At 40.7% G+C, this 23,594-nt stretch carries 24 protein-coding genes; 17 read left to right on the top strand and 7 right to left on the bottom strand.

All coding sequences use genetic code 11. From position 1 onward, the window contains the following. Positions 1–96: 96 nt before the first annotated feature. Entirely contained in the window at positions 97–738 is a 642-nt protein-coding gene (locus tag LS48_RS14115; RefSeq protein ID WP_062623139.1) for a hypothetical protein, read from the top strand. Positions 739–877: 139 nt separating this feature from the next. After that, positions 878–1,525: a hypothetical protein gene (locus tag LS48_RS14110; RefSeq protein ID WP_062623138.1), complete on the top strand. Its 648-nt coding sequence runs from the start codon at positions 878–880 to the stop codon at positions 1,523–1,525. A 3-nt stretch (positions 1,526–1,528) separates the two neighbouring features. On the opposite strand, the gene LS48_RS14105 is transcribed toward LS48_RS14110, so the two are convergent. The 4 genes from LS48_RS14105 to dnaA form a co-directional block, all read right to left on the bottom strand. Continuing rightward, complete coding sequence (locus LS48_RS14105; protein ID WP_062623137.1) at positions 1,529–2,242, bottom strand: SAM-dependent methyltransferase; 714 nt, start codon at positions 2,240–2,242, stop codon at positions 1,529–1,531. Positions 2,243–2,245: 3 nt separating this feature from the next. Continuing rightward, positions 2,246–3,625, bottom strand: coding sequence for a PQQ-dependent sugar dehydrogenase (locus LS48_RS14100; RefSeq protein WP_062623136.1), 1,380 nt, complete (start codon positions 3,623–3,625; stop codon positions 2,246–2,248). A 53-nt stretch (positions 3,626–3,678) separates the two neighbouring features. Further along, a complete protein-coding gene (locus LS48_RS14095) occupies positions 3,679–4,113 on the bottom strand; it encodes a low molecular weight protein-tyrosine-phosphatase (protein ID WP_062623160.1) in 435 nt (144 codons plus the stop codon). A gap of 104 nt (positions 4,114–4,217) precedes the next feature. Next, positions 4,218–5,645, bottom strand: a complete 1,428-nt coding sequence (gene dnaA / locus LS48_RS14090; protein WP_062623135.1) for a chromosomal replication initiator protein DnaA — start codon at positions 5,643–5,645, stop codon at positions 4,218–4,220. Between the two features lie 205 nt (positions 5,646–5,850). Here dnaA and LS48_RS14085 point away from each other — a divergent pair, with 205 nt between their 5' ends. Then, the gene (locus LS48_RS14085; RefSeq protein ID WP_076692488.1) at positions 5,851–6,252 is read left to right on the top strand and encodes an acyl-CoA thioesterase; all 402 of its coding nucleotides are present in this window, start codon (positions 5,851–5,853) and stop codon (positions 6,250–6,252) included. On the opposite strand, the gene LS48_RS14080 is transcribed toward LS48_RS14085, so the two are convergent. Genes LS48_RS14080 through ribD form a run of 3 tightly spaced genes read right to left on the bottom strand, consistent with a single transcriptional unit; the run spans position 6,253 to position 8,828 of the window. Continuing rightward, positions 6,253–6,870, bottom strand: coding sequence for an IMPACT family protein (locus tag LS48_RS14080; protein ID WP_062623134.1), 618 nt, complete (start codon positions 6,868–6,870; stop codon positions 6,253–6,255). It lies immediately after the preceding gene. 39 nt (positions 6,871–6,909) lie between these two features. After that, entirely contained in the window at positions 6,910–7,782 is an 873-nt protein-coding gene (locus tag LS48_RS14075; RefSeq protein ID WP_045079728.1) for an EamA family transporter, read from the bottom strand. After that, positions 7,779–8,828, bottom strand: a complete 1,050-nt coding sequence (ribD, locus tag LS48_RS14070; protein ID WP_193392804.1) for a bifunctional diaminohydroxyphosphoribosylaminopyrimidine deaminase/5-amino-6-(5-phosphoribosylamino)uracil reductase RibD — start codon at positions 8,826–8,828, stop codon at positions 7,779–7,781. The genes LS48_RS14075 and ribD overlap by 4 nt, the downstream gene beginning before the upstream one ends. 28 nt (positions 8,829–8,856) lie before the next feature. Here ribD and LS48_RS14065 point away from each other — a divergent pair, with 28 nt between their 5' ends. The 14 genes from LS48_RS14065 to LS48_RS14000 form a co-directional block, all read left to right on the top strand. Then, positions 8,857–9,342: a GNAT family N-acetyltransferase gene (locus LS48_RS14065; RefSeq protein ID WP_062623133.1), complete on the top strand. Its 486-nt coding sequence runs from the start codon at positions 8,857–8,859 to the stop codon at positions 9,340–9,342. A 2-nt stretch (positions 9,343–9,344) separates the two neighbouring features. After that, positions 9,345–10,217 (top strand): peptide chain release factor N(5)-glutamine methyltransferase, encoded by an 873-nt coding sequence (gene prmC / locus LS48_RS14060; RefSeq protein ID WP_062623132.1) that lies wholly within the window; start codon positions 9,345–9,347, stop codon positions 10,215–10,217. Next, a complete protein-coding gene (locus LS48_RS14055) occupies positions 10,201–10,791 on the top strand; it encodes an LOG family protein (RefSeq protein ID WP_062623131.1) in 591 nt (196 codons plus the stop codon). Before prmC ends, LS48_RS14055 begins: the two co-directional genes overlap by 17 nt. A 96-nt stretch (positions 10,792–10,887) precedes the next feature. Beyond that, positions 10,888–11,592, top strand: a complete 705-nt coding sequence (aqpZ, locus tag LS48_RS14050) for an aquaporin Z (RefSeq protein ID WP_062623130.1) — start codon at positions 10,888–10,890, stop codon at positions 11,590–11,592. Positions 11,593–11,675: 83 nt separating this feature from the next. Beyond that, complete coding sequence (gene ligA, locus LS48_RS14045) at positions 11,676–13,670, top strand: NAD-dependent DNA ligase LigA (RefSeq protein ID WP_062623129.1); 1,995 nt, start codon at positions 11,676–11,678, stop codon at positions 13,668–13,670. 58 nt (positions 13,671–13,728) lie between these two features. Beyond that, positions 13,729–14,247, top strand: a complete 519-nt coding sequence (locus LS48_RS14040; RefSeq protein ID WP_062623128.1) for a DUF6913 domain-containing protein — start codon at positions 13,729–13,731, stop codon at positions 14,245–14,247. A 1-nt stretch (position 14,248) separates the two neighbouring features. Continuing rightward, on the top strand, positions 14,249–15,124 hold the full coding sequence (gene dapA / locus LS48_RS14035) for a 4-hydroxy-tetrahydrodipicolinate synthase (protein WP_062623127.1): 876 nt from the start codon (positions 14,249–14,251) through the stop codon (positions 15,122–15,124). A gap of 138 nt (positions 15,125–15,262) precedes the next feature. Next, on the top strand, positions 15,263–16,072 hold the full coding sequence (locus tag LS48_RS14030; RefSeq protein ID WP_078056446.1) for an outer membrane protein assembly factor BamD: 810 nt from the start codon (positions 15,263–15,265) through the stop codon (positions 16,070–16,072). Positions 16,073–16,084: 12 nt separating this feature from the next. Beyond that, a complete protein-coding gene (locus tag LS48_RS14025; protein WP_193392803.1) occupies positions 16,085–16,414 on the top strand; it encodes a DNA-directed RNA polymerase subunit omega in 330 nt (109 codons plus the stop codon). A gap of 35 nt (positions 16,415–16,449) precedes the next feature. Further along, a complete protein-coding gene (coaBC, locus tag LS48_RS14020) occupies positions 16,450–17,673 on the top strand; it encodes a bifunctional phosphopantothenoylcysteine decarboxylase/phosphopantothenate--cysteine ligase CoaBC (RefSeq protein ID WP_062623124.1) in 1,224 nt (407 codons plus the stop codon). Then, the gene (porD, locus tag LS48_RS14015) at positions 17,666–18,556 is read left to right on the top strand and encodes a type IX secretion system protein PorD (protein ID WP_062623123.1); all 891 of its coding nucleotides are present in this window, start codon (positions 17,666–17,668) and stop codon (positions 18,554–18,556) included. Before coaBC ends, porD begins: the two co-directional genes overlap by 8 nt. A 111-nt stretch (positions 18,557–18,667) precedes the next feature. Beyond that, positions 18,668–20,320 carry a DNA repair protein RecN gene (gene recN, locus LS48_RS14010; protein ID WP_062623122.1) on the top strand — a complete coding sequence of 551 codons (1,653 nt, stop codon included), beginning with the start codon at positions 18,668–18,670 and terminating at the stop codon, positions 20,318–20,320. A gap of 69 nt (positions 20,321–20,389) precedes the next feature. Further along, on the top strand, positions 20,390–21,208 hold the full coding sequence (locus LS48_RS14005; RefSeq protein ID WP_062623121.1) for an enoyl-ACP reductase FabI: 819 nt from the start codon (positions 20,390–20,392) through the stop codon (positions 21,206–21,208). A gap of 152 nt (positions 21,209–21,360) precedes the next feature. Then, the coding region (locus tag LS48_RS14000) for a choice-of-anchor J domain-containing protein (protein WP_062623120.1) at positions 21,361–23,594 on the top strand (2,234 nt) is incomplete at its 3' end.

The raw sequence follows: 23,594 nt of genomic DNA, 5'->3' as shown, positions 1-23,594 counted from the left end.
GCGTTTGCCATAGCGTGTGTTTACTTTTTAAGAATTTATTTCGCGCCGCATAAGGCGGTGGCGCAATAATTATAACTTTTAAAAACTAAGTAAAACATGACAAAACGTTTTATGAAATTGTCTGTGCTGCTGGCTGTTGCGGTATTTGTTGCAACGGCATTCTCTTCAAAAAGAGAAGATTACAGCAGTTCTATATTCGCTACAAATATTGTAGGGGACGTTGCCCATGTGCCCTACGAATATGAAGTGAATATGAGTTCCCAAGACAGTGTTCCCTTTCTTGGGAAGTCGTTCCTGGGTTTCTGTTACGACCTCGGCTTTAGCGAAAGCAGTGGCAACTACAGAGCCGTGAACAGATTGGGTTATTTGGGCAAATACCAGTTTGGCCGTTCCACCCTTAACTGGGTCGGAATCCATAATACCTCCCGATTTTTAAATTCCCCTTTGTTACAGGAAAAAGCCTTTGAGGCCTTGATTTCCAAAAACAAATGGGTACTTCGGGATTATATTGACAGGTTTGATGGCCGAACCATCAATGGTGTTAAGATAACCGAATCGGGCCTTTTGGCCGCGGCGCATCTGGGAGGTGCCGGAAATGTTATGAAATTTCTGGACAGCAATGGAGAAGTCGTTTTCAAAGATGCCAATCACGTGCCTATAACTAGGTATATGAAACGCTTCGTAGATTACGATGTCTCTGAAATACTCCCAGACAACAATGCCAGGGCGACATTATAATTATTGAAGAAAGCTAGGTTGACAAGCCTAGCTTTTTTATTTAATATTTATTTAACAGCCTAAAAATCAGATTTTTAAAAAAAGCCTTATCTTTGCGCGCTGAAACGACGATGTAATAACATCGGAATTTTAAACCTTAATGAAAAAAAGAATATATCTCATTGCAGTATTACTTGTTGTTACCGTAACAGTAGGGACAGGTTTCATTTCAAAAGATAGCTACGATTTTTCTACTTTTAGTACAGAAGGATTAGAGTTAGACTACACCGTTCCCACAGAAGCAGAGCTTATGCCATTTATTGCTCCTGTGACCCCAAAGTTTTATTTGTTTTTGGGAAAATCCTATTTGGGTTTTAAAGAAGCTCTTGGTTTTAAGGAATCCAGAGGAAATTACCATATCGTAAACGATTATGGATATATGGGGAAATATCAGTTTTCCCGCGCCACTTTACGAATGATTGGTTTTAAGAACACCGATAATTTTTTATACGATACCCGCCAGCAGGAGGCTGCCTTCCTAGCATACACTTCTTTGAATAAGTGGGTGCTTCGGAACGATATAAAGCGCTACGTAGGCAAAACCATTGGCGGTGTGAAAGTTACCGAATCGGGAATTTTGGCCGCTGCTCATTTGGCAGGTGCCGGTAATGTGAAGAAATTTTTGAGAAGCGCGGGCGAAAACCGTTTTGAGGATGCCAATGGCGCCTCCATTCGTTATTATTTGCGAAAGTTTTCAGGGTATGATACTTCGCATATTGTACCAAATAAAAAACCGAGGGTAATTTAAATTCTACCCTTGAATGATAAATAAGGTGGGTCTTTTATGAAGATCCACCTTTATTTTTTTCCATAAACTTACAGGAGCAGTTTTTATGTATTCTGATGGCAAAGTAATATCGCAAGCCACACAAATTCTCGTCTGGGGGTTGAGATTTTCAATTAGGCTCTGCAGCATTTGATTGTTACGGTACGGAGTTTCAATGAATAGTTGGGATTGATCAAAATCCTTTGATATTTTTTCAAGTCTTTTCAGTTCTGTTTTCCTTTCGCCTTTATCAATAGGTAAATACCCGTTAAAAGCGAAATTTTGACCGTTAAATCCACTGGCCATCATTGCCAGTAAAATGGACGATGGTCCCACGAGGGGCACGACCTTTATGCCCAGTTCGTGTGCGTGATGTACCGCTCTTGCCCCGGGGTCCGCAATTCCGGGACAACCCGCGTCGCTTATTACGCCCACATCAAAACCCTCCAGGCACGGATTGAGCATGGAGGGGATTTCTTCAGCGTGGGTAAATTTGTTTATCTCTTGAAATTTCAGCGTGGGTTGTTTCTTTTCGGGGACAATACTTTTTATAAATCGGCGTGCATTTTTTTCATGCTCCACGATGTAGTGATCTATTTTTTCAATCGCTTTCTTTACTGAAATGGGAAGCACTGCCAATGGAGGCACATCGCCCATAGGGCAGGGGATGAGGTATAAATTTCCTTTTTTTGAATTCATTAATTATTGTACGATCAATTTTTTTACAATTGTGTTTTCTTTTTCGGAAGTGATTTTGGCAAAATAAATTCCTGGGTTCAAATTTGAAACATCAATAATTTTATTATTGCTAGATATATTTTCTTCGAAAGAAACCAAGCTTCCTCTTATATCAAAAAACTTAATTGTTTGATGGGTACCGTTTTTAAAACTAAAAGTAACATTCTCTGATGTGGGATTTGGGAGCATTGTAAGCGTATTTTCAAAAGAAAAATCTTCTGTATTGGCCAGTTCACCACCTTTAACTTGATAAATGTCTCCGCCAAAATCTATGATGTAAAGTTCCTTATTGACATCTTCACCAAAAGAAACCCAACTTCCTGAGAAATTACCGTGCTCTACCAAATTTCCAGAATTATCAACCGTACCAATAAGCCCGCTACAGAAATCTGCAAAAAAGTACAGTCCTGGAATATCAGAATATACTGAACCTCTATAAACATAACCGCCAGTAATGGAGCAATTGCCACCTGCATGTGTATATTCAGTTAAAGGAAAAGTTAACTCTGATTGTTGTGGGCAACCCTGAGTGTTAAACGGTTGGGTTCCTTCGTAGCATCTCCAACCATAATTCAATCCAGCTTCTCCCACATTGGCGCGATTTATTTCTTCCCTGCTGGTTTGTCCCACATCGGCTATCCAAATGTTATTATCAGTAAAATCAAATGAAAACCGCCAAGGATTTCGCAGGCCGTATGCCCAAATTTCATCAAGGGCATTCGGGTCTCCCACAAATGGATTGTCTGAGGGGATACCGTAATTGTTGCCCCCAGAAGGATTATCAACATCTATCCGCAATATTTTTCCCAATAGATAACCAAGATCCTGCCCTCTATCATTCGGATCGCCACTGCCGCCACCATCGCCAGAAGCAATGTAAAGATAGCCATCGGGACCAAATGCTAAATTGCCGCCGTTGTGGTTTGTTTCAGGTTGGTTATAATCCAGCAGAAATAATTCTGAAGAAGGATCTGCTAAATCGGGGTTGCCGCTATCAACTGAAAATCTCGAAACCTGGGTATTGCCGCTGGTATTGGTATAATACACATAAAAATAACCATTATTACTATAGTCGGGATGAAATGCCATGCCCAATAAACCCCGTTCGCCGTTTGTTGAAATAATGCCTGAAATATTTAAAAAAGGTGTAGCGTTAACAGTTCCATCTCCTTGTATTATTTTAATTTCGCCTCCTTTTTCTACAATAAAAAGACGGTCATCATCAGTGTGTTGAAGACTTAGAGGGCTATCAAAATTTCCTTTAAAGAACTCGATGGATACATCTTGTGCAATAAGAAGGGTTGAAAAAAGAAGAAAAGGAATGAAGTAGAATAAATTTTTCATGGTTTTTTATTTAGTGAATTACTAAATGTAAGAAAACCAACTGTTAATTTGCGTTAAAGGCGCTGTGCAATTTGTTCACAGGCTTCATCGAGCATTTTAAAAACGTTTTCAAAACCTGCATTTCCGCCAAAATACGGGTCGGGCACATCAACGTTTTCACCAGGGAAAATTTCATCAAGAATCAATTTTACTTTTTCTTTTTGAAAATCATTTTCGGCCAATGCCAAAACGTTTTCCTTATTACTGTTGTCCATCACATAAATCAAATCGAAATCCTCAAAATCCTTTGCGCTGAATTGTCTCCCCCGTTGAGTGGTAATGTCTATATTATATCTTTTTGCAACAGCAATGCTTCGTTGGTCGGGTTCATCGCCCACATGCCAATGTCCCGTGCCAGCGGAATCCACAAAGACTTTTGAAGCATCGACTTTGGATTTTAAAATACCTTCTGCTAAGGGCGAACGACAAATATTGCCAAGGCAGACCATAAGAATTTTATATTTTTTCAAAACGATTTTTGTAAGTTAAAATGTTCAGTAAAAATACATAAGATTTATTTACTGTATAGTATTAAGGTATTTTGCAGACTAAATTAAAGCGTCAGCTTTTTGCTGAGGTCTTCCACATATTTGCGGAACTGCTTGTCTGTGCTAGAAAGATTATCAACGGTTTTGCAGGCGTGAAGTACGGTTGCGTGATCGCGCTGCCCAATCTGTGACCCAATGGAGGCTAAAGATGCTTTGGTGAACTTCTTTGCAAAAAACATTGCCAATTGCCTAGCTTGCACAATATGTCGCTTTCGGGTTTTTGACTGTAAAGTGTCAACATCCATTTGGAAATAATCACTCACTACTTTTTGAATGTAGTCTATGGAAACTTCACGTTTGGTATGTTTTACATAGTTATCGACAATCTTGCGGGCAAGATCAATCGTGATTTCCTTTTTGTTAAAGGAAGAATGGGCAATCAATGAAATGATGGCGCCTTCAAGTTCACGAATATTCGTTTTAATGTTGTTTGCTAAAAATTCTATAATATCTTCCGGCATTTCCACGCCATCGCGATACAGTTTGTTTTTTATAATTGCAACACGCGTGTCGTAATCTGGGTGGTTCAACTCAGCTGAAAGTCCCCATTTAAAACGGGAAAGCAGGCGTTGCTCTATATCAATCATATCCACCGGCGCCTTGTCGCTGGTTAAAATAACCTGCTTGCCGTTTTGGTGCAAATGATTGAATATGTGGAAGAAAACGTCCTGCGTGCCGGCCTTTCCGGAAAGCAATTGAATGTCGTCCACAATTAGCACATCTATAATTTGATAGAAGTGAATAAAATCGTTGCGGTTATTCTTTTTTACCGATTCAATGTATTGTTGCGTAAACTTTTCCGCAGAAATATAAAGAACGGTTTTTTCTGGATATTTATCCTTTATGTCAACACCAATTGCGTGGCCCAGGTGTGTTTTTCCCAACCCGACACCGCCAAAAATAAGCAAGGGGTTGAAGGATGTTCCTCCTGGTTTGTTTGCAACCGCGAGACCAGCGGAACGGGCCAAACGGTTTGATTCACCTTCAAGAAAACTCTCAAAATTATAATTGGGGTTAAGCTGCGATTCAATTTTCACATTGCGAATCCCTGGAATAACAAAAGGATTTTTAAGCTCCGGGCTTTTGTTTTTTAAAGGAACATCAATCTCTTGCGATTGAAGGTTGCTTCGGTTGGCACTCGGAATTTTCTCAGTAAAGGGCTGCTTGTTGCCGTAGGTGTTTTCCATTCTAATAATGTAGACTAACTTGGCGGTAGCTCCCAATTCCTTGGTAAGTGCAACTTTCAAAATCTTAACGTAGTGTTCCTCAAGCCATTCGTAAAAAAACTTACTGGGAACCTGAATGCTTAATGCATTATCGGTTAGCTTTACCGCTTTAATGGGTTCGAACCAAGTTTTGTATGCCTGCGAAGTGATGTTATCTTCGATAAAAGCCAAACAATTGTTCCAAACCGATTCCGCAGTTTTGCTCATAGTTAAAAATTCTGTTTTTTGTTTTTTAAAAGGTGTGGCCAAAAAATAGGGGATGGAGAGTTTCCGAGCTATTTCCTAACAGTGCAAATATGTGAACAAAAAAGTTATAAAAAAAACTACATTAGGGTTGAATTTTTAGTTTTTTTTTCCCATACTTCCCTTTCGATAAAACTACAAAAAAACTTTCTTTAATTGACACAAAATTTTGAAGAATACACTTACACATATTAGAGTGCGCTACGGCGAAACAGACCAAATGGGGGTAGTTTACTACGGCAATTACGCACAATACTTAGAGCAGGGCAGGACTGAATGGTTACGCGAACTCGGTTTTTCTTATAAATGGATGGAAGCCAACAATGTACACTTGCCTGTTATCCATTTTAGTATTGATTATAAGCAACCTGCTTTTTATGACGATTTGCTGACCGTAAAAACTACTTTGAAGCAAATGCCCAATGTGAAAATTGAGTTTTACTATGAAATTTATAATGAGTCCAAACAACTTTTGATTACAGCAACCACAATTTTGGTTTTTGTGAACAGTACTACAAAAAAGTTGATGAGAGCACCGGATTATTTAATGGAAAAGTTGAAAGAAGAATAATTAATTTTCCAAGTGTTTAATTGCCACTTTGTAAGTGTTTTCAAATAACTCAAAAATCCGTTCCGCATCTTTCTTCCGAACGGCGATTTTAAACTCACAATTGAGCTCCATTTTTTGATCTACAATATTGATGTCTTCATCTTTAAGGATGCGCATTACAGTATTCATTTCAGGATATTCAAATTTTAGGAGGAAAGTTTTATCAATGGTTCTTTCTACTATTTTACAAGTTTCCAAGGCCATTTGCGCAGCAGTTTTGTAGGCCTGTATCAATCCGCCCACGCCCAATTTGGTTCCGCCAAAATAGCGTACCACCACTACCAAAACATTTGTTACATCAAAAGACTGCAATTGTCCGTAAATAGGCATTCCCGCACTGTTTGATGGTTCGCCGTCATCATTGGCCCGATAGTGTTCATAACTTTTGCCGAGTTGCCAAGCATAGCAAAAATGACGCGCGGTATGATGTGTTTTTTTAAGATTTTCTATGTGTTCCTTTACCTCCTCTTCCGAAACCACCGGAAAGGCATAGCCAAAGAATTTACTGCCCCTTTCCTTAAAAAGCACCTCTTCGGAAGCCTTTAAAATGGTTTTGTATGTGTCTTTTTCAGTTTCCAATTTCACAATTTCATTTTTCCCCTTTGGGGGTGAGGGGGACTACCATTTTTCCAGAGCAATAAACAAAATTCCAAGAATCGCCAGCCCAATCCCAATCCAATTCTTCAGCAATAATTTTTCCTTAAATAGCAAAATGCCCAGTAAAGTTGATATCATAACAATAGCAACATTGTTTACCGTAAATATACCCGAGCTTTCCAAGATACCGCTCCGTAGCGCCTGCACCAAAAAATAAATTGAAAAATAGTTGGGGATTCCCAAGGCAATGCCGCCCAAAACATTTTTTAGCTGGAATTTGAATTTTCCCTGCAGTGCCTGAGCGCTCAAATGTAAAACGCCAATGGCCGCTGCCATCGCAAAAATAGTTGCCGAGAAAATAGGCGTGTCATTTTTGGCAATATACTCGCCTTCCAAATATTTAATGGTCGTATCTATTATTCCGCTGCCCAAGAAAACCAAAACCGGAAAGATGAAGTTGGTCGGCTTGATTTTTAAGCCGTCCTGTTTTTTTATCGAAGCCAAGTACACGGCAGCAAGGGCTAAAATAATTCCTATAATCTTAAAAACTCCCAGACTCTCTTTATAATATAACAGCCCGAAGAGAATAGGAATAGCAACGCTCATTTTGGTAGCTACCGAAACAACCGAAAGCCCGCTGCGCTGCGTAGTTATTGCCATCAGGTTAAAAACGGTTATAAACATAGCCCCTAAACCCAGTGCAAAGGGAAACCAGCCAAAGTGTGGTATTTCTGCAATATTTATTGCACTTTCCTGAAAAACAATCCCACAGAAACAAGCCGTAAAGTAATTCATTACGATGGCTTGCATGGTGTTGATTTTAAACCTCGAATAAAGTTTAAAAACCACAAAGATCATGGTGGATGAAAGAATGCTGAGCGCCAGTGAAATCAAGAGTTTTCGTTTTTAAAGATTCGCAGGGTATCGTCTTTTATCTTTTCTTCGGAAACGTGCACACCTTTAAAAACCGGCGCCTCAATACCTTCATCAAAACGATTTTTTCCCTGAAATACAAATGCCTCGTCCCACAAATTTGCGTTAATAAAGGTTTGCAGGGTCTTTGCGCCACCTTCAATAATGACCGACTGAATATCCCTTCGGAAAAGCGCTGCGCAGATTTGCTGGGGAATTTCTTCGGAAAAGTCTATCGATTCAAAATCTATGTTTTTCGAAGTTTTGCTTTCCGTTTCATTGAAAACTATCGTTTTGGAAGAAGAATCAAAAACCGAAAAATTCTCCGGAATCTTTAAATTTCGGTCAATCACAATCCGCGTTGGATTTTCACCCGCCCATTCCCGAACCGTTAGCGATGGGTTGTCATGTAAAACCGTACGGGTGCCCACTAAAATTGCCTGTTCCTCCGCCCGCATTTTATGCACTATTTGGCGCGAAAATTCATTGGTGATCCAAACGGGTTTCGTCTCGTCACGGGTCTCATCCTTTGGCGCAATAAATCCGTCGGCAGTCTTCGCCCATTTCAGAAAAATATACGGCCTTTTCTTTTGGTGAAATGTAAAAAATCGTTTGTTCAAAATATCACATTCAGTGTGCAAAACACCTACAATCACTTCGCAACCGGCCTCCATCAATCGTTTGATGCCGCGCCCCGCCACTTTCGGATTTGGGTCTAAACTGCCCACCACCACTTTCTTTATTCCGCTTTCGATAATCAGATCGGCGCAGGGTGGGGTTTTCCCAAAATGGCTGCAGGGCTCCAAGCTCACGTAAATGGTAGCCTCTTTCAGCAAGTTCGCTTCGCTAACGCTCACGATGGCATTTACCTCGGCATGAGGCTGTCCGGCTCTGTAGTGCCAACCTTCACCAATAATTCGGTCGTTGTGAACAATTACACTGCCTACCAACGGATTTGGATAGGTAGTTCCCAGCCCGTTTTTGGCCAGTTGGATGCAGCGCAACATATATTTTTCGTGTATCTTCACCGCGTAAAAATACAAGGATTTAATTAGAATGGACACACCAATAATCCGACTTATTGAAAAGAAGGACAATCCACAAATAGCCAAGGTAATACGTACGGTCTTGGAAGATTTCAACGCGCCAAAAGTAGGTACCGCCTATGCCGATAAATCATTGGATTGTATGTTTGAAACCTACCAAAAACCGAAGGCCGCTTATTTTGTGGTGGAAGAAAACAACAAAATAATCGGCGGAGCAGGGGTTGCGAAGCTAGACAACTACGAAGGCAACGTCTGCGAGCTTCAAAAAATGTACTTCCTGCCCGAAGCCCACGGAAGGGGTGTTGGCGCGCAGATGATGGAGTTCTGTTTGGCAAAGGCACATGAGTTCGGTTTTGAAAAAATTTACCTTGAAACCATGGAATATATGACCCACGCCAAAAAGCTGTATAAACAGGCCGGTTTTGAAAATATTGAATGTGCGATGGGCAATACGGGCCATTATTCCTGCCCGATGCATATGTTGAAAACACTATAGTTTTGACTTTAAAAAAATTAAAAACTCACTTCGCGGAATCACTCAAAGGTTTATATCCTTCGGAAGAAATTCAATCGTTTTTCAACATTCTTTCTGAAAAATACTTAAACCTTTCCCGAATAGAAATTGCTTTAAACCCTGAAAAAACCGTTTCCGAAACGGAAGCCGAAAAATTTCAGAAAGCAATCCTTCGCCTACAAAACCACGAACCCGTTCAATATATAATAGGTGAAACCGAATTTTACGGCCTTCCATTTAAAGTAAATGAACACACCCTAATCCCCCGCCCGGAAACAGAGGAATTGGTGGAATGGATATATATTGAATTCAGCAATCAACAATCAACAATTAACAATCAACAATTTCTCGATATCGGCACCGGCACCGGCTGCATCGCCATTTCCCTTGCCAAAAATCTTTCCAATGCAAAAGTTTCGGCATTGGACATTTCAGAAGAAGCCTTAAAAATTGCACAACAAAACGCTGAAATGAATAAGGTGAAAATTGATTTTTTTCAAAAGGATATTTTAGCCGCGGAAACCCTTCCGAAGAAATATGACGTCATAATTTCCAACCCGCCCTACGTTCGCGAACTTGAAAAAAAGCAGATGCAGCAGAACGTTTTAAAACACGAGCCGGAGTCAGCGCTATACGTTAGCAATGAAGACCCGTTGCTGTTTTATCGTGCTATTTCGCACTTGGCAAAAAAGCATTTAAACCCCGAAGGAAAACTCTTTTTCGAGATTAATGAGTACCTTGCTGATGAATTGACCGTGCTTTTAGAAGGCGAAGGATTTAAAAATATTCAAGTAAAAAAGGACATCTTTGGAAAGGATAGGATGATAAAATGTAGCCTAAATGAACCAGCTAAATAAAATATGCGTTTTTTGCGGCAGTAGCGACGGCAACGATCTCGCGATAACCGATACAGCTGAAAGACTGGGTGAAATCTTTGCCGAGCGAAATATTACTTTGGTTTACGGCGCTGCCAAAATAGGCGTTATGGGCACCATTGCAAAAAGCGTTTTGGACAATAACGGAAAAGTTATTGGCATCATCCCCAATTTTTTGAAGAAAAAAGAAGTAGTGCATCTGGGCCTCACCGAGCTAATTACTACTGAAAACATGCACGAGCGGAAGCTTAAAATGCAGGAAGCAAGCGATGGCTTTATTGCCCTTCCCGGTGGTATGGGAACCTTGGAAGAACTTTTTGAAATAATAACCTGGCTTCAATTGGGCCTTCACCAAAAACCTATCGGCCTCTTAAATATCAATGGCTTTTACAACGATCTTATTAAAATGCTTGAAACCATGGTTCGCAAAGGTTTCCTTTCCATGGACAACTACAATCTGCTTTTGGTTGCTTCCAATCCAGACCAACTTCTAAAAAAGATGGAGGAATTTAAGACGCCACAGTTGCCCAAGTGGCTAAATTCCGACAGGGCATAGTGCTTTGTTAACAATTAGGCTATCCTTTTTAACAATTTCCAAATAGTAAATTCATTTTCTTAAATTTAAGTTGTCTAACCTCTTAAATAATTGATTATGAGTTCCTCAAAAAAGTATTTTGCTGAAGCACTCGGTACATTCGCCTTAGTATTATTTGGCTGTGGTGCCGCCACAATTGCAAGTGTAACCCAATCTGGTCCAGTTGGTATTGGTGTTTTAGGAATTGCCCTAGCCTTTGGATTTGCTGTTTTGGTAATGGTCTATACTATAGGACCAATTTCAGGATGCCATATTAATCCTGCCATTTCAATAGCTATGCTCGCTGCCGGAAAACTTTCCGCCAAAGATACGGTGGGTTATGTAATTGCCCAATGTATTGGTGCTGTTGCTGCCGCAGGACTTTTATACCTGCTCGCCACAGGAAGCGCTGGATTTGTAATGCCCGAATGGGGCTTAGGTTCTAATGGATGGGGCGCTGGTTATGGAGGCGAATACAATATGACTTCTGCGCTTATCGCTGAGTTTGTCTTTACCTTCCTTTTTTTAATGGTCATTTTCGGTACAACTTCAGAAAGACATAATGCGCCAATGATGGCGGGGCTTGCAATAGGTATTTCTTTGGCGTTGATACATATGGTTGTTATTCCAATTACGGGAACCTCCGTAAACCCTGCCCGTAGTTTGGGCCCTGCGCTTTTTTCAGGCGGTATGGCTTTACAACAATTATGGTTATTTATTGTAGCCCCAATTGCTGGCGGACTTTGTGCCGCTCTGGTTCGTAAAATTTTTATTGATGATTAATTGCTAATAATTTGTTGAAAATTTCAGTAACAAACCTCATAGTTTTTAAAAAGCTGTGAGGTTTAAAATTTTATATTTGTTTTATGAACATTGACCAGCAAATCACAACCCTCCGCAACGAGCTCCGCGAGCATAACTATAACTATTACGTCCTCGACAATCCCACCATTTCCGACTTTGAGTTTGACCAAAAACTAAAGCAACTTCAAGAGCTGGAAAAGGCACATCCCGAGTTTTACGATGCCAATTCGCCCACGCTTCGGGTTGGGGGCGAAATCACCAAGAATTTTGAGACCGTGCCGCATACCTATAGAATGTATTCCTTGGACAATTCCTATTCAAAGGAAGATTTGGAGGATTGGGAAAAGCGAATCGAAAAAACCGTTGATGGCAAAGTAGAATTCACCTGTGAGCTTAAATATGACGGCGCTTCAATAAGTTTAACTTATGAAAACGGCAAGCTGAAAAAAGCCGTTACACGCGGAGATGGTTTTCAGGGCGATGACGTTACCGCAAACGTAAAAACCATTCGCTCCATTCCGCTGCAATTGAAAGGCGATTACCCGCCATTATTTGATATTCGCGGCGAAATAGTTTTGCCTTTTGAAGGTTTCGCAAAGATGAATGCCGAAAGGGTAGAGGCAGGCGAAGAGCCGTACCGAAACCCGAGAAACACAGCCTCCGGCAGCCTAAAACTGCAGGACAGCGCCGAAGTTGCCAAACGGCCGTTGGACTGCTTGCTATACAGTATTGTAGGCGAAAAACTTCCCGTAAAAACCCAATTCGAAAGCCTTGAAAAAGCAAGGCAATGGGGTTTTAAAGTTCCCGAAGCTGCCAAACTCGCCAAAAACCTGGATGAGGTTTTGGAATTCGTGAATTATTGGGACGTGCACCGCCACGAACTGCCCTACGAAACCGATGGGGTAGTGGTAAAGGTGAACAATCTGCAACAGCAGGAAGAGCTGGGCTATACCGCCAAATCGCCACGCTGGGCGATGGCCTATAAATTTAAGGCAGAGCAGGTTTCCACGGTTTTAAACCAAATAACCTATCAAGTGGGCAGAACGGGTGCCATAACACCAGTTGCAAATCTGGAGCCTGTGGAATTGGCCGGCACCATCGTAAAACGCGCTTCCCTGCACAATGCGGACCAGATTGCCAAGCTCGACATCCGCGAGGGCGATACGGTTTTTGTGGAAAAGGGCGGCGAAATAATTCCCAAGATAATCGGGGTAGATTTTACACAGCGCGACCCCAGTTCCAGTCCCACGGAATACATAACCGACTGTCCCGAATGCGGAACGACCTTGGTTCGAAATGATGGCGAAGCACAGCACTATTGCCCCAATACCGAAGGGTGCCCGCCACAGATTATTGGGCGCATCCAGCATTTCATTTCCCGAAAGGCGATGGATATTGAAGGCTTGGGTGGCGAGACCGTCGCGCTTTTGGTAAACAACGGCTTGATTAATAATTACGCCGATTTGTATCTTTTAAAAGAAGAACAGATTATTCCTTTGGAAAGAATGGCGCAAAAAAGTGCCGAAAATATGATAAAAGGGATTGAGGCTTCCAAAGCGATTCCTTTTGAAAGGGTGCTTTTCGCGCTGGGAATCCGGTACGTGGGCGAAACCGTTGCCAAAAAACTGGCAAAGCACTACAAAACCATTGACGCTTTAAGGAATGCCTCCGAAGAAGAGCTTACGACCGTTGACGAAATTGGCGGGCGCATCGCCCAAAGCGTGGTTTCCTTTTTCGCTTCCGAAGAAAATATCGCTATTATTGAACGGTTGAAAAGTTATGGCGTTCAATTGGAAATTTCCGCAGAAAAGCTTGCCAATCAAACCGATACTTTAAAAGGAAATACATTCGTTGTTTCCGGCGTTTTCACAAAAGTCTCACGCGACGAACTCAAAAAACTGATTGAGGACAACGGCGGCAAGGTTTCCAGCTCCATTTCATCCAAAACCAATTATGTGGTGGCAGGCGACAATATGGGGCCGAGCAAGAAAACCAAGGCCGAAAGTTTGGGCGTCGCCATCATTTCCGAAGACGATTTTTTGCAAATGATTTCCTAATTGAAAGCAGAAAAGCGCTGAAAATAGCTATTTTTGCCACACAAGAATTGGGCATTCCATGTTGAAAAAAGTAAAGCGACATTCCTTAAAAAAGCACATTGAAAAAAACCTGACGGAGCGCGATTTTTCAAAGCGCAACGAGCCTTTAAAATATTTGGGCTTTGTGGTTGACGAAGCTTTTTTTGACGATTTTGAAATGCTTTATGAATTTGGAAGAGAACTTGGTTTGCAGCGTAAGGACGTAAAACTTTTCACTTTTGTGGAAACGAGGAGAAAAATTCCTTCGCTTCGACAAAATCAAATAACCAATAAGGAATTTACATGGCGGGGCGAAATACACAACCAAAATGCGCAGGAGTTTCTCGATTTTCCTTTTGATGTGCTAATAGGTTATTACAAGGGAACACATGAGTTTTTGGGGGCAATGGTGGCGCAGAGCCAAGCAAAATTCAAAATAGGTTTTAATTATTCAGATGAGCGACTTTTCGATTTGCTTTTAAACGTTGATCTGCAAAAACCGGAAATTTTTAAAAGTGAAGTGAAAAAATATTTAAAAATCTTAAAGAAAATAGATTGATATGAAAGAATTAGTTGGAACTGGCGTAGCATTGATAACCCCGTTTAAAAGTGACTTTTCCGTAGATGTGGAAGGACTTAAAAACGTGGTGAATTTCAACATAGAAAACGGAATTGACTATTTGGTAGTTTTGGGAACCACTGCCGAAAGCGCCACGCTTTCAAAAGAAGAAAAACAGCTGGTAATTGACACCGTGATTTCTGCAAATAATGGTCGGTTGCCTTTGGTTTTGGGCATTGGTGGCAACAATACGCAGGAGGTTATTTCAGAAATGAAAACCCGTGATATTTCTGCATTTACCGCTATTCTTTCGGTTTCACCTTTTTATAATAAACCTACGCAGGAAGGTATTTATCAGCACTTTGCCGCAATTGCGAAGGCTGCTCCGCTACCCATAATTTTATACAACGTTCCGGGGAGGACGGCTTCAAATATGCTTCCTGAAACCGTAATCCGATTGGCGAATGATTTTGAAAAAATTATTGCCATAAAAGAAGCCGCCGGTGATATTGTGCAAGCGATGAAATTGATTTCCGGTTGCCCAAAAGATTTCCTTGTTATTTCTGGCGATGATATGATTACCTTGCCAATGATACTTGCCGGTGGGGCAGGAGTGATTTCGGTTATCGGCGAAGGATTTCCGAAGGAATTCTCAAAAATGGTAAAACTGGGTCTCGACAAAAAAGCTGACGAAGCCTATAAAATACATTACAAAATTGCCCCGGCAATCGATTATATTTTTGCGGAAGGAAATCCTGCCGGAATAAAGGCAGTTTTTAGATCATTGGGAATTTGCGGTGATACCGTAAGGCTTCCTTTGGTGGGAGTTAGCGATGGTTTGAGATCCAAAATAGAAGATTTCATCAAAAAATTCTAAAAGCTCCCTTTTTGCATTTGAAGTTAAATATTTCAAAAGGCTTGCAAATAATAGACTTCAGCGCAATATTTTAGCCGAAGAATAAGTTTTGTCCAATCACGTTTAATTCCCTATTTTTGCACGATGTTTTTTAAGCCCATGCGATTACCACTTTTTATAATACTTTGTTTAACCATTCTTTTTTCGTCCTGTAGCCAATACCAACAGGTTTTGCGAAAGGATGATATGGGTAAAAAATACGCTTTTGCCGATTCCCTTTATAGAATTGGGAAATACAAAAAAGGCCTCAAATTAATGGAGCAGTTGGTGCCCGCATACAGAGGGAAGCCACAAGGCGAAAAGCTGATGTTCATATACGCCAACACCTATTACAATCTTGAAGATTATTATTTGGCTGGGTATCAATTTGAAAGGTTTACCCAAGCCTATCCACAGAGCGACAGTGTTGAAATAGCGGCTTTTAAATCTGCAAAAAGTTTTTACCAACTTTCGCCCAGATATTCTTTGGATCAAAAAGACACCGATAAAGGACTTGAAAAACTTCAGGAATTTATAAACCAATATCCAAATTCAGACAAACGTGCCGAAGCAAATACATTGGTAGCGGAATTGCGAAATAAGTTGGAAAAGAAAGAATTTGAGGTTGCAAAACAATATTTGCACGTTGAGGATTACAAAGCTGCCATTGGCGCCTTTGATAATTTTATTACAGATAATCCGGGCTCTATTTATAGAAAAGATGCCTTTTACGGAAGATTTGTAGCTGCATATAAATTGGCCATAAACAGTATTCCGGTTTTGGTGCAGGAACGTCTGCGCGATGCAAAAGTTTATTACAATAATTTTATAAAATATTATAAGGATACAGATTTAGCTCCTGAAGCAATGGAATTTTATCAGGATATAGAGAGCAGAATTGTGCCTTTAGAAACAGAACCCACTATTTAATTAATTTTTATTATGGATATTAAAAATTCAGATGCACCAATCAATACCGTTACGCTTGACAAGAATAAAATTGACGAGCCTACAAACAACATTTATGAGGCTATTTCCATTATTGCGAAACGTGCCGCACAAATAAACGGTGACATTAAAAAAGAACTTTTGGAAAAACTTGACGAGTTTGCCACTTACAACGACAGTTTGGAAGAAATTTTCGAAAACAAGGAGCAAATAGAGGTTTCAAAATTTTACGAAAGGCTTCCAAAACCGCACGCTTTGGCAGTGCAGGAATGGTTGGAAAACAAAATCTACTACCGCAACACCGCAGACGAAGTAGTAGAATAATAAAAGTTATTTTATAACTTTTAAAAACTTACAGAATGGCTGTTTTGAACGGGAAAAATATCTTGCTTGGCGTTACCGGCGGGATTGCCGCGTACAAAACAGCTTTTTTGGTTAGACTTCTAGTGAAAAAGGGAGCTAACGTAAAAGTGGTTATGACAAATTCAGCAAAGGAATTTGTAACCCCACTTACCCTCGCAACGCTTTCAAAGAATGAAGTTTTTTCATCCTTCACTGATGAAAAAGATGAGAACAGCTTTAAAGAGCCCCAATGGAACAACCATGTAGAATTGGCCTTGTGGGCAGATTTCTTTTTGATTGCTCCCGCAACTGCCAATACACTTTCCAAAATGGCAAATGGCGCCTGCGATAACCTTTTGCTTGCGTGCTACCTTTCGGCGAAATGTCCCGTGTATTACGCGCCTGCAATGGATCTGGATATGTACCAACATCCATCGACGGAAGAAACCTTTAAAAAGCTTGAAAGCTTCGGAAATATTCAAATCCCTGCCGCTTTTGGCGAATTGGCCAGCGGTTTGGTGGGGCAGGGCAGGATGGCGGAGCCCGAGGAGATTGTTTCCTTTTTAGAAAATGATTTATTGAAAAAACTTCCCCTTCGCGGCAAACAGATTTTAATCACCGCCGGCCCAACTTACGAAGCCATTGACCCCGTTCGTTTCATCGGGAACCACTCCAGTGGAAAAATGGGTTATGCCATAGCCGAAGCTGCTGCCTCACTTGGTGCTGAGGTTGTTTTGATTTCGGGACCTTCAGCATTAAGGCTTGAAAATGACTTCGTGAAACTTATTCGTGTTACTTCTGCAGAAGAAATGTACAATGCCGCGCACGAATATTTTGATACATGTGATGTCGCTATTTTAAGCGCAGCCGTTGCCGATTATCGTCCTTCAGAAGTTGCTTCGGAAAAAATTAAAAAGAAAACCGATGATTTAATACTTCAGCTTACAAAAACAAAGGATATTCTTGCTTCATTGGGCGAAATAAAGAAGTCGCAATTTTTGGTTGGCTTTGCTTTGGAAACCGAAAACGAAGAAGAAAATGCAAAATTGAAACTGAAAAAAAAGAATTTAGATTTAATTGTGTTAAATTCGCTTCGGGACAAAGGCGCGGGGTTCCAAGCCGACACCAACAAAATTACTTTGATAACCAAAGACAATAAAGTACTTCCTTTTCCTGTTAAACCTAAAAAAGAAGTAGCAAAAGATATTTTAGAATATATTATAGAACAGACAAATGCGTAAAATTTTACTTTTCTTATTATGTGCTATTGCTGTGTTTACTGCACAGGCCCAAGAACTTAATTGCACCGTTTCCATAGATGCCGAACAGACCGGACAACCCAATTTGCAGATTTTCCGAACGCTGGAAACCCAATTGCGGGAATTTGTTAACAATACAAAATGGACTGATAAGGAATACAAAAACCAGGAGCGGATAGATTGCAACATGAGTTTGATAATAAGCGAGTACGATGGAGATTCGTTTACTGCAACGCTTCAAGTGCAATCCTCACGTCCCGTTTTTGAATCAACGTACGACAGCCCCGTTTATAATTATTTTGACAAACAGGTGCGATTCAATTATAAGGAATATGAGCCGTTAAACTTCAATATAAATACGTTTGGTTCAAACCTCGTCTCGGTTATTGCATTCCATGTATATACCGTTATTGGTTTGGATGCTGATACCTTTTCACTTAATGGCGGAGCGCCCTATTTTGAAATTGCTAAACAGATTACAAATACTGCCGCTTCAAGCAATTTTCCGGGATGGAAGGCCACGGATGGGAACCAGTCCAGATTTCGATATAATGATGCATTAATATCCTCGGTGTATAAGGAATTTCACAATGTAATGTACCAATACCACCGCGAGGGGCTGGATATCATGGCTTCAGACCAGAAAAAAGCGAAGCAAGAAATAGCCAATGCCATTAATATATTGAAAGGTATAAATGACCGTCGCCCCAATTCATATTTGGTACGTACATTCTTTGATGCCAAGAGTGACGAAATACAGGCTATTTTTAGCGGCGGACCGCAGGTTGACATTACACAACTGGTTGAAAACCTAAACAGATTGGCGCCCACAAAACGAAGCAACTGGACTGAAATCAAGTTTTAATTTTTCTTTCAACAAGTTTAGACCAGTTAATTACTTTCTTTTAAATTTATAGATTCGAAATTCAAGCTTTGAATTTTGAAGATACGAATATCCATAATCTAAAATTTCATTGTGATAACCAGCCTCGCCATAAAAAACTACGCGCTTATCGAAGATATTCGTGTTGATTTAAATGAAGGCCTTACGATTATTACTGGTGAAACAGGTGCTGGTAAATCAATCATCCTAGGGGCTTTGGCACTTGTTTTGGGAAAGCGCGCAGATTTAAGTAGCGTGAAAGACCCTTTGAAAAAATGTATTATTGAAGGACATTTTTCAATCAAGAATTATGATCTTCAAAATATTTTCCAAGAGAATGATCTTGATTACGAACACAATACCATCATACGTCGCGAAATACTGCCCGGTGGTAAATCCCGCGCCTTTGTAAATGATACCCCGGTTTCCTTGACACAATTACAGGCATTGGCTCCTTATTTGGTAGATGTTCATAGCCAGCATGAGACTTTGGAGATCGTTTCTGAAACTTTTCAGATGGAAGTGATTGATGCTTTGGCAGGCAATAGCGAACTTTTAAAAGTATATAAGTCGCAATTTGAAGATTTCAAAAAAACTTCCGAAGCCCTTTCAAAATTAAAACTACAAAAAGATACTGCTTCCAAAGAGCTGGATTACAACACTTTTCTTTATAATGAACTGCAACAGGCCAACTTGAAAAAGCTGAGCCAGCAAGAATTGGAAGAAACCTACGAGACCCTTAATAATGCCGAAGCAATTCAAGAAGCGCTTGCCAATGCAAACCAGCTTTTGGATGAAGAGCAGATAGGCAGCTTGCAAACCGCCAAGGAAGCGCGAGTTTTATTGGGAAGAATCAAAGAGTTTTCAAAAAAATTTGAAGGTTTATGGCAACGTTTGAACAGTACCATTATTGAAATGGAAGACATTGCTGCGGAAATCAACATCAACGCCGAAAACATTGAAGCCGATCCCGAAATGCTTTTTCAGGTTAATGAAAAGCTACAAATGCTTTACAAATTGCAACAAAAACATGCGGTTTCTTCTGTGGAAGAATTAATTAAAATAGAAGAAGCACTGGAGGAAAAGGTAAACATTACGCTGGGACTGGACGAACAGATTGGCAATTTTGAAAAGCAAAAATCCCAGTTGCGGGAAAGTACCTTAAAAACAGCTGAAGAGCTTCATAAAAAAAGAATGGAGGCAATTCCTATTCTTAAGAAAAAACTTGAAGAAATGCTATTTCCTTTGGGATTGCCCAATGCGCAATTTCAGTTTGAACTTATCTCTTCGAAAGAATTTAAAAATAATGGAACCGATACATTGCAATTATTGTTCACGGCAAACAAAGGCTTAGCTTTCGGACCATTAAAAAAAGTTGCCTCTGGAGGCGAAATGAGCAGAATTATGCTTGCAATAAAAGCTGTTCTGGCCGAGTATAAAAAACTGCCCACCATCGTTTTTGATGAAATAGACACAGGGGTTTCGGGGGAAATAGCCAATAAAATGGCAGATATTATGTACCAAATGAGCAAAAAAATGCAGTTGTTGAGCATTACTCATTTACCGCAAATTGCCGCCAAGGGCGAGAACCATATAAAAGTTTATAAAGAAGATGCTAATGAGGTTACGGCCACATACCTTAAACATTTGAATGAGGATGATCGTATTGTAGAGATAGCAAAAATGCTAGGCGGAAAAAATCTTTCTGAAGCGGCTATAGCCAATGCAAAGGAATTATTGAATTAAAACGTATCTTTACTTTTCAAAGGAAAATTTTAAAGAGAAAATCTATTCAACCATAAAATAAATTAAAACATGTCTTATAATCTACTTAAAGGAAAACGTGGAATCATTTTTGGAGCGTTGGACGAGAATTCAATAGCTTGGAAAACCGCAGAGCGCGTTCACGAAGAAGGCGGAAAGTTTGTACTTACCAATGCGCCCATCGCGTTGCGAATGGGACAAATTAATGCACTGGCCGAGAAAACTAATTCTGAAGTTATTCCTGCAGATGCTACAAGTTTAGAAGATTTGGAGAATTTAGTAACAAAAGCTACCGAAATCTTAGGCGGCAAATTGGATTTTGTATTGCACTCTATTGGAATGTCTGTAAATGTACGCAAAGGTAATCACTATACCAGCCAGAACTATGACTTTACCCATAAAGGTTGGGATATTTCCGCAGGCTCATTTCATAAGACCATGCAAGTACTTTACCAAAAAGACGCCATGAATGAGTGGGGGAGTATTATAGCATTGACCTATATGGCCGCACAGCGTGTTTTTCCAGATTATAACGATATGGCAGACAACAAGGCCTATTTGGAAAGCATTGCGCGCAGTTTTGGATATTTCTTCGGAAGAGATAAAAAGGTTCGCGTTAATACTATTTCGCAATCACCCACCCCAACTACAGCAGGCCAGGGTGTAAAAGGATTTGATGGTTTTATCAGTTACGCAGATAAAATGTCTCCTTTGGGCAACGCAACTGCCTTAGATTGTGCTAATTACACAGTAGCTATGTTTAGCGATTTGACAAAACGGGTAACACTTCAAAATTTATACAATGATGGCGGGTTCTCTAACATGGGGGTTAGTGATGCCGTGATGGAAGCTTTTGTAGAAGGTAAGTAAGGCTTTTCTTGCAATGATTTTATTGAATCCTGTCCTAACTCACGAGGACGGGATTTTTTTATTTTTACGGGCAAACTAGTTGTGGTAAATATTTGTGATTAACATAATTTTAGGTACATTTAGTCACTTATTAACTAAACTAATATTTAATTATGAAAAGAATTACAATGCTAATTTTTGCCTTAATTTCTATGGTAAGTACCATAGAGGCACAATTTCTCCAGCCAAATTCTTCGATCTATGGATCTAGAAGCTTAGGTGTTGAGAACAAACCACAATCAATTGAGCCTACTGAACAGCTTAAAAGTATAGAGAGTTCGGCAACGTACAATCCAAACAAACCTGCAAATTTACAATCACAGAGTTTTGTTGTAAATAATAGAAACCCACAAGCAACTTTGCTTGATGAAGGCTTTGATGATATTACAACATTGCCAGGTGCTGGTTACAGTTTTGTGAATGTTAGCGACGCACTAGGATTAACAGATTGGTTTCAAGGAAACGATGGTGTTTTTCCAGCCCATTCGGGTGCTCCTACGGCATATATTGGAGCAAATTTCAACAACACTGCCGGTAGCGTAATCAATAATTTTATGATAACCCCTGTGCTCGAATTAGAGAATGGGGATGTTATAACTTTTTGGACAAGATCTCCAGATGCAAGTACTTTCCCAGATAGATTGGAAGTACGGCTTGACCCAACAGGAGCCAACACAGATCCTTCTGGACCAGCAGATGTAGGCTCATACACAGAACTACTTTTGGAAATAAACCCTAACTTGACTCAAGGGGGGTATCCTCAAGTTTGGACAGAATTTACTGTTACCGTTTCCGGTCTTTCGGGAGCCACCAATACAAGGATAGCCTTTAGATATTGGGTGACCGATGCTGGACCAGCAGGTAACAATTCAGATTATATAGGAATAGATACCTTGACCATAGAAGAAGGAGCTGGCGGCGGCGGCGGAGTTTGCGGTAGCCCTATTTTGGAAATCAACCAAGATGTGGATGATACCTGTATGGCAAACATCTCGCAAACAGGTTTGGCGCAATCCTATATTCCGCTAGAGGCTGAATCTGCAGGAGCAGGTATTAAGTTCAGAGATCCATCCACGGGCTTGAATGTTGACCTATCGCTTTGGGATGGTCTTCCAAACGCTGGAGGAACTATGCTGGCAAGCGGAACTACCCAAACTGATGGTACCAACTGGGCCGATGTTTATTGGGATCCGGTGGTAAACGTTACCGTGGGTAATACATATTATATAGTAATTGATGGAGATACTGCATTGCCTTGTATTTCAGGATCTACAAATGACCCTTATCCTGATGGTAATGTATTTGCAAATGCTGGCTATAACCCATTCCCGACTTTTGACTATACCTTTAGAACATATAGCTGCGATAGTGGTGGACCTGCTTGTACTAGTACAGTATATGACAGTACTGCTGTTCCATTTGATATAGATGGTGCCGGAAACAGTACATCAGATTGTGCCAATGCCCCTAACCTAATTCCCGTGACTGTTTCGGATATGGGAACAATTGGTTCTGGAGCAATCCTAGAGAACATAACAATTGATATTGCACATACTTTTACTGCAGATCTCGATCTTTATTTGGTTTCTCCAAACGGAACGGAATTATTGCTTGCCAATGATCTTGGCGGTGGAACAGATGATGGTTATAATGGAACTATGTTTGAAGATGGCGGTGCAGATATTACCCTGGCTACTGCTCCATTCGGTGTGGGGCCTTATGAGCCAATGGGAGGAACCTTTGCAGCTGCTTTTGCAGGTGAAGAAATAATGGGTGACTGGAATTTGAAGGTTTGTGATGATGCAGGTGGAGACACCGGGCAAGTCCTTCAATTTTCAATGTCTATATGTGTACCTCCTGTTATCACAAATGATGATTGTGCTAATGCATACGCCTTAGCTTGTGGCGACAGTGTAGTTGGAGAGACTCTGACGGCGACGGATTCTGGCGGGAACGCAGCCCCTGATGTGTTCTACAAGTTCACTGGCACGGGTTCTGCCCAGTTGGTGACCATCTCGCTCTGCGGTGGGGGTACCGACTATGACTCCGTGCTTCGCGTCTTTGACGATTGCAACCTTGCCAACGAGCTTGCCTTCAACGATGATTCCTGTGGTCTTCAGAGTGAGGTTACCTTTGTCTCCGATGGTACTTCTACCTATTATATTATGGTGGAGGGCTTTGGTAGCAACTCCGGTAACTTCAGTTTGGACGTTACCTGTACCGAGCCATTGCCGAACGACGACTGCGGTGGCGCGATAGCGGTAAGCTGTGGGGATTCGGTAACGGGCACCACCGTGGGCGCCACGGTAGATTCCGGTGCTCCTGTCTGCGGTCCCGCGATCACCTC

Origin of the sequence: Aequorivita aquimaris (assembly GCF_001573155.1) — a bacterium.
Lineage (GTDB): Bacteria > Bacteroidota > Bacteroidia > Flavobacteriales > Flavobacteriaceae > Aequorivita > Aequorivita aquimaris.
Note: the sequence above shows the minus strand (reverse complement) of the source record. Positions and strands in the feature narration are given on the sequence as shown.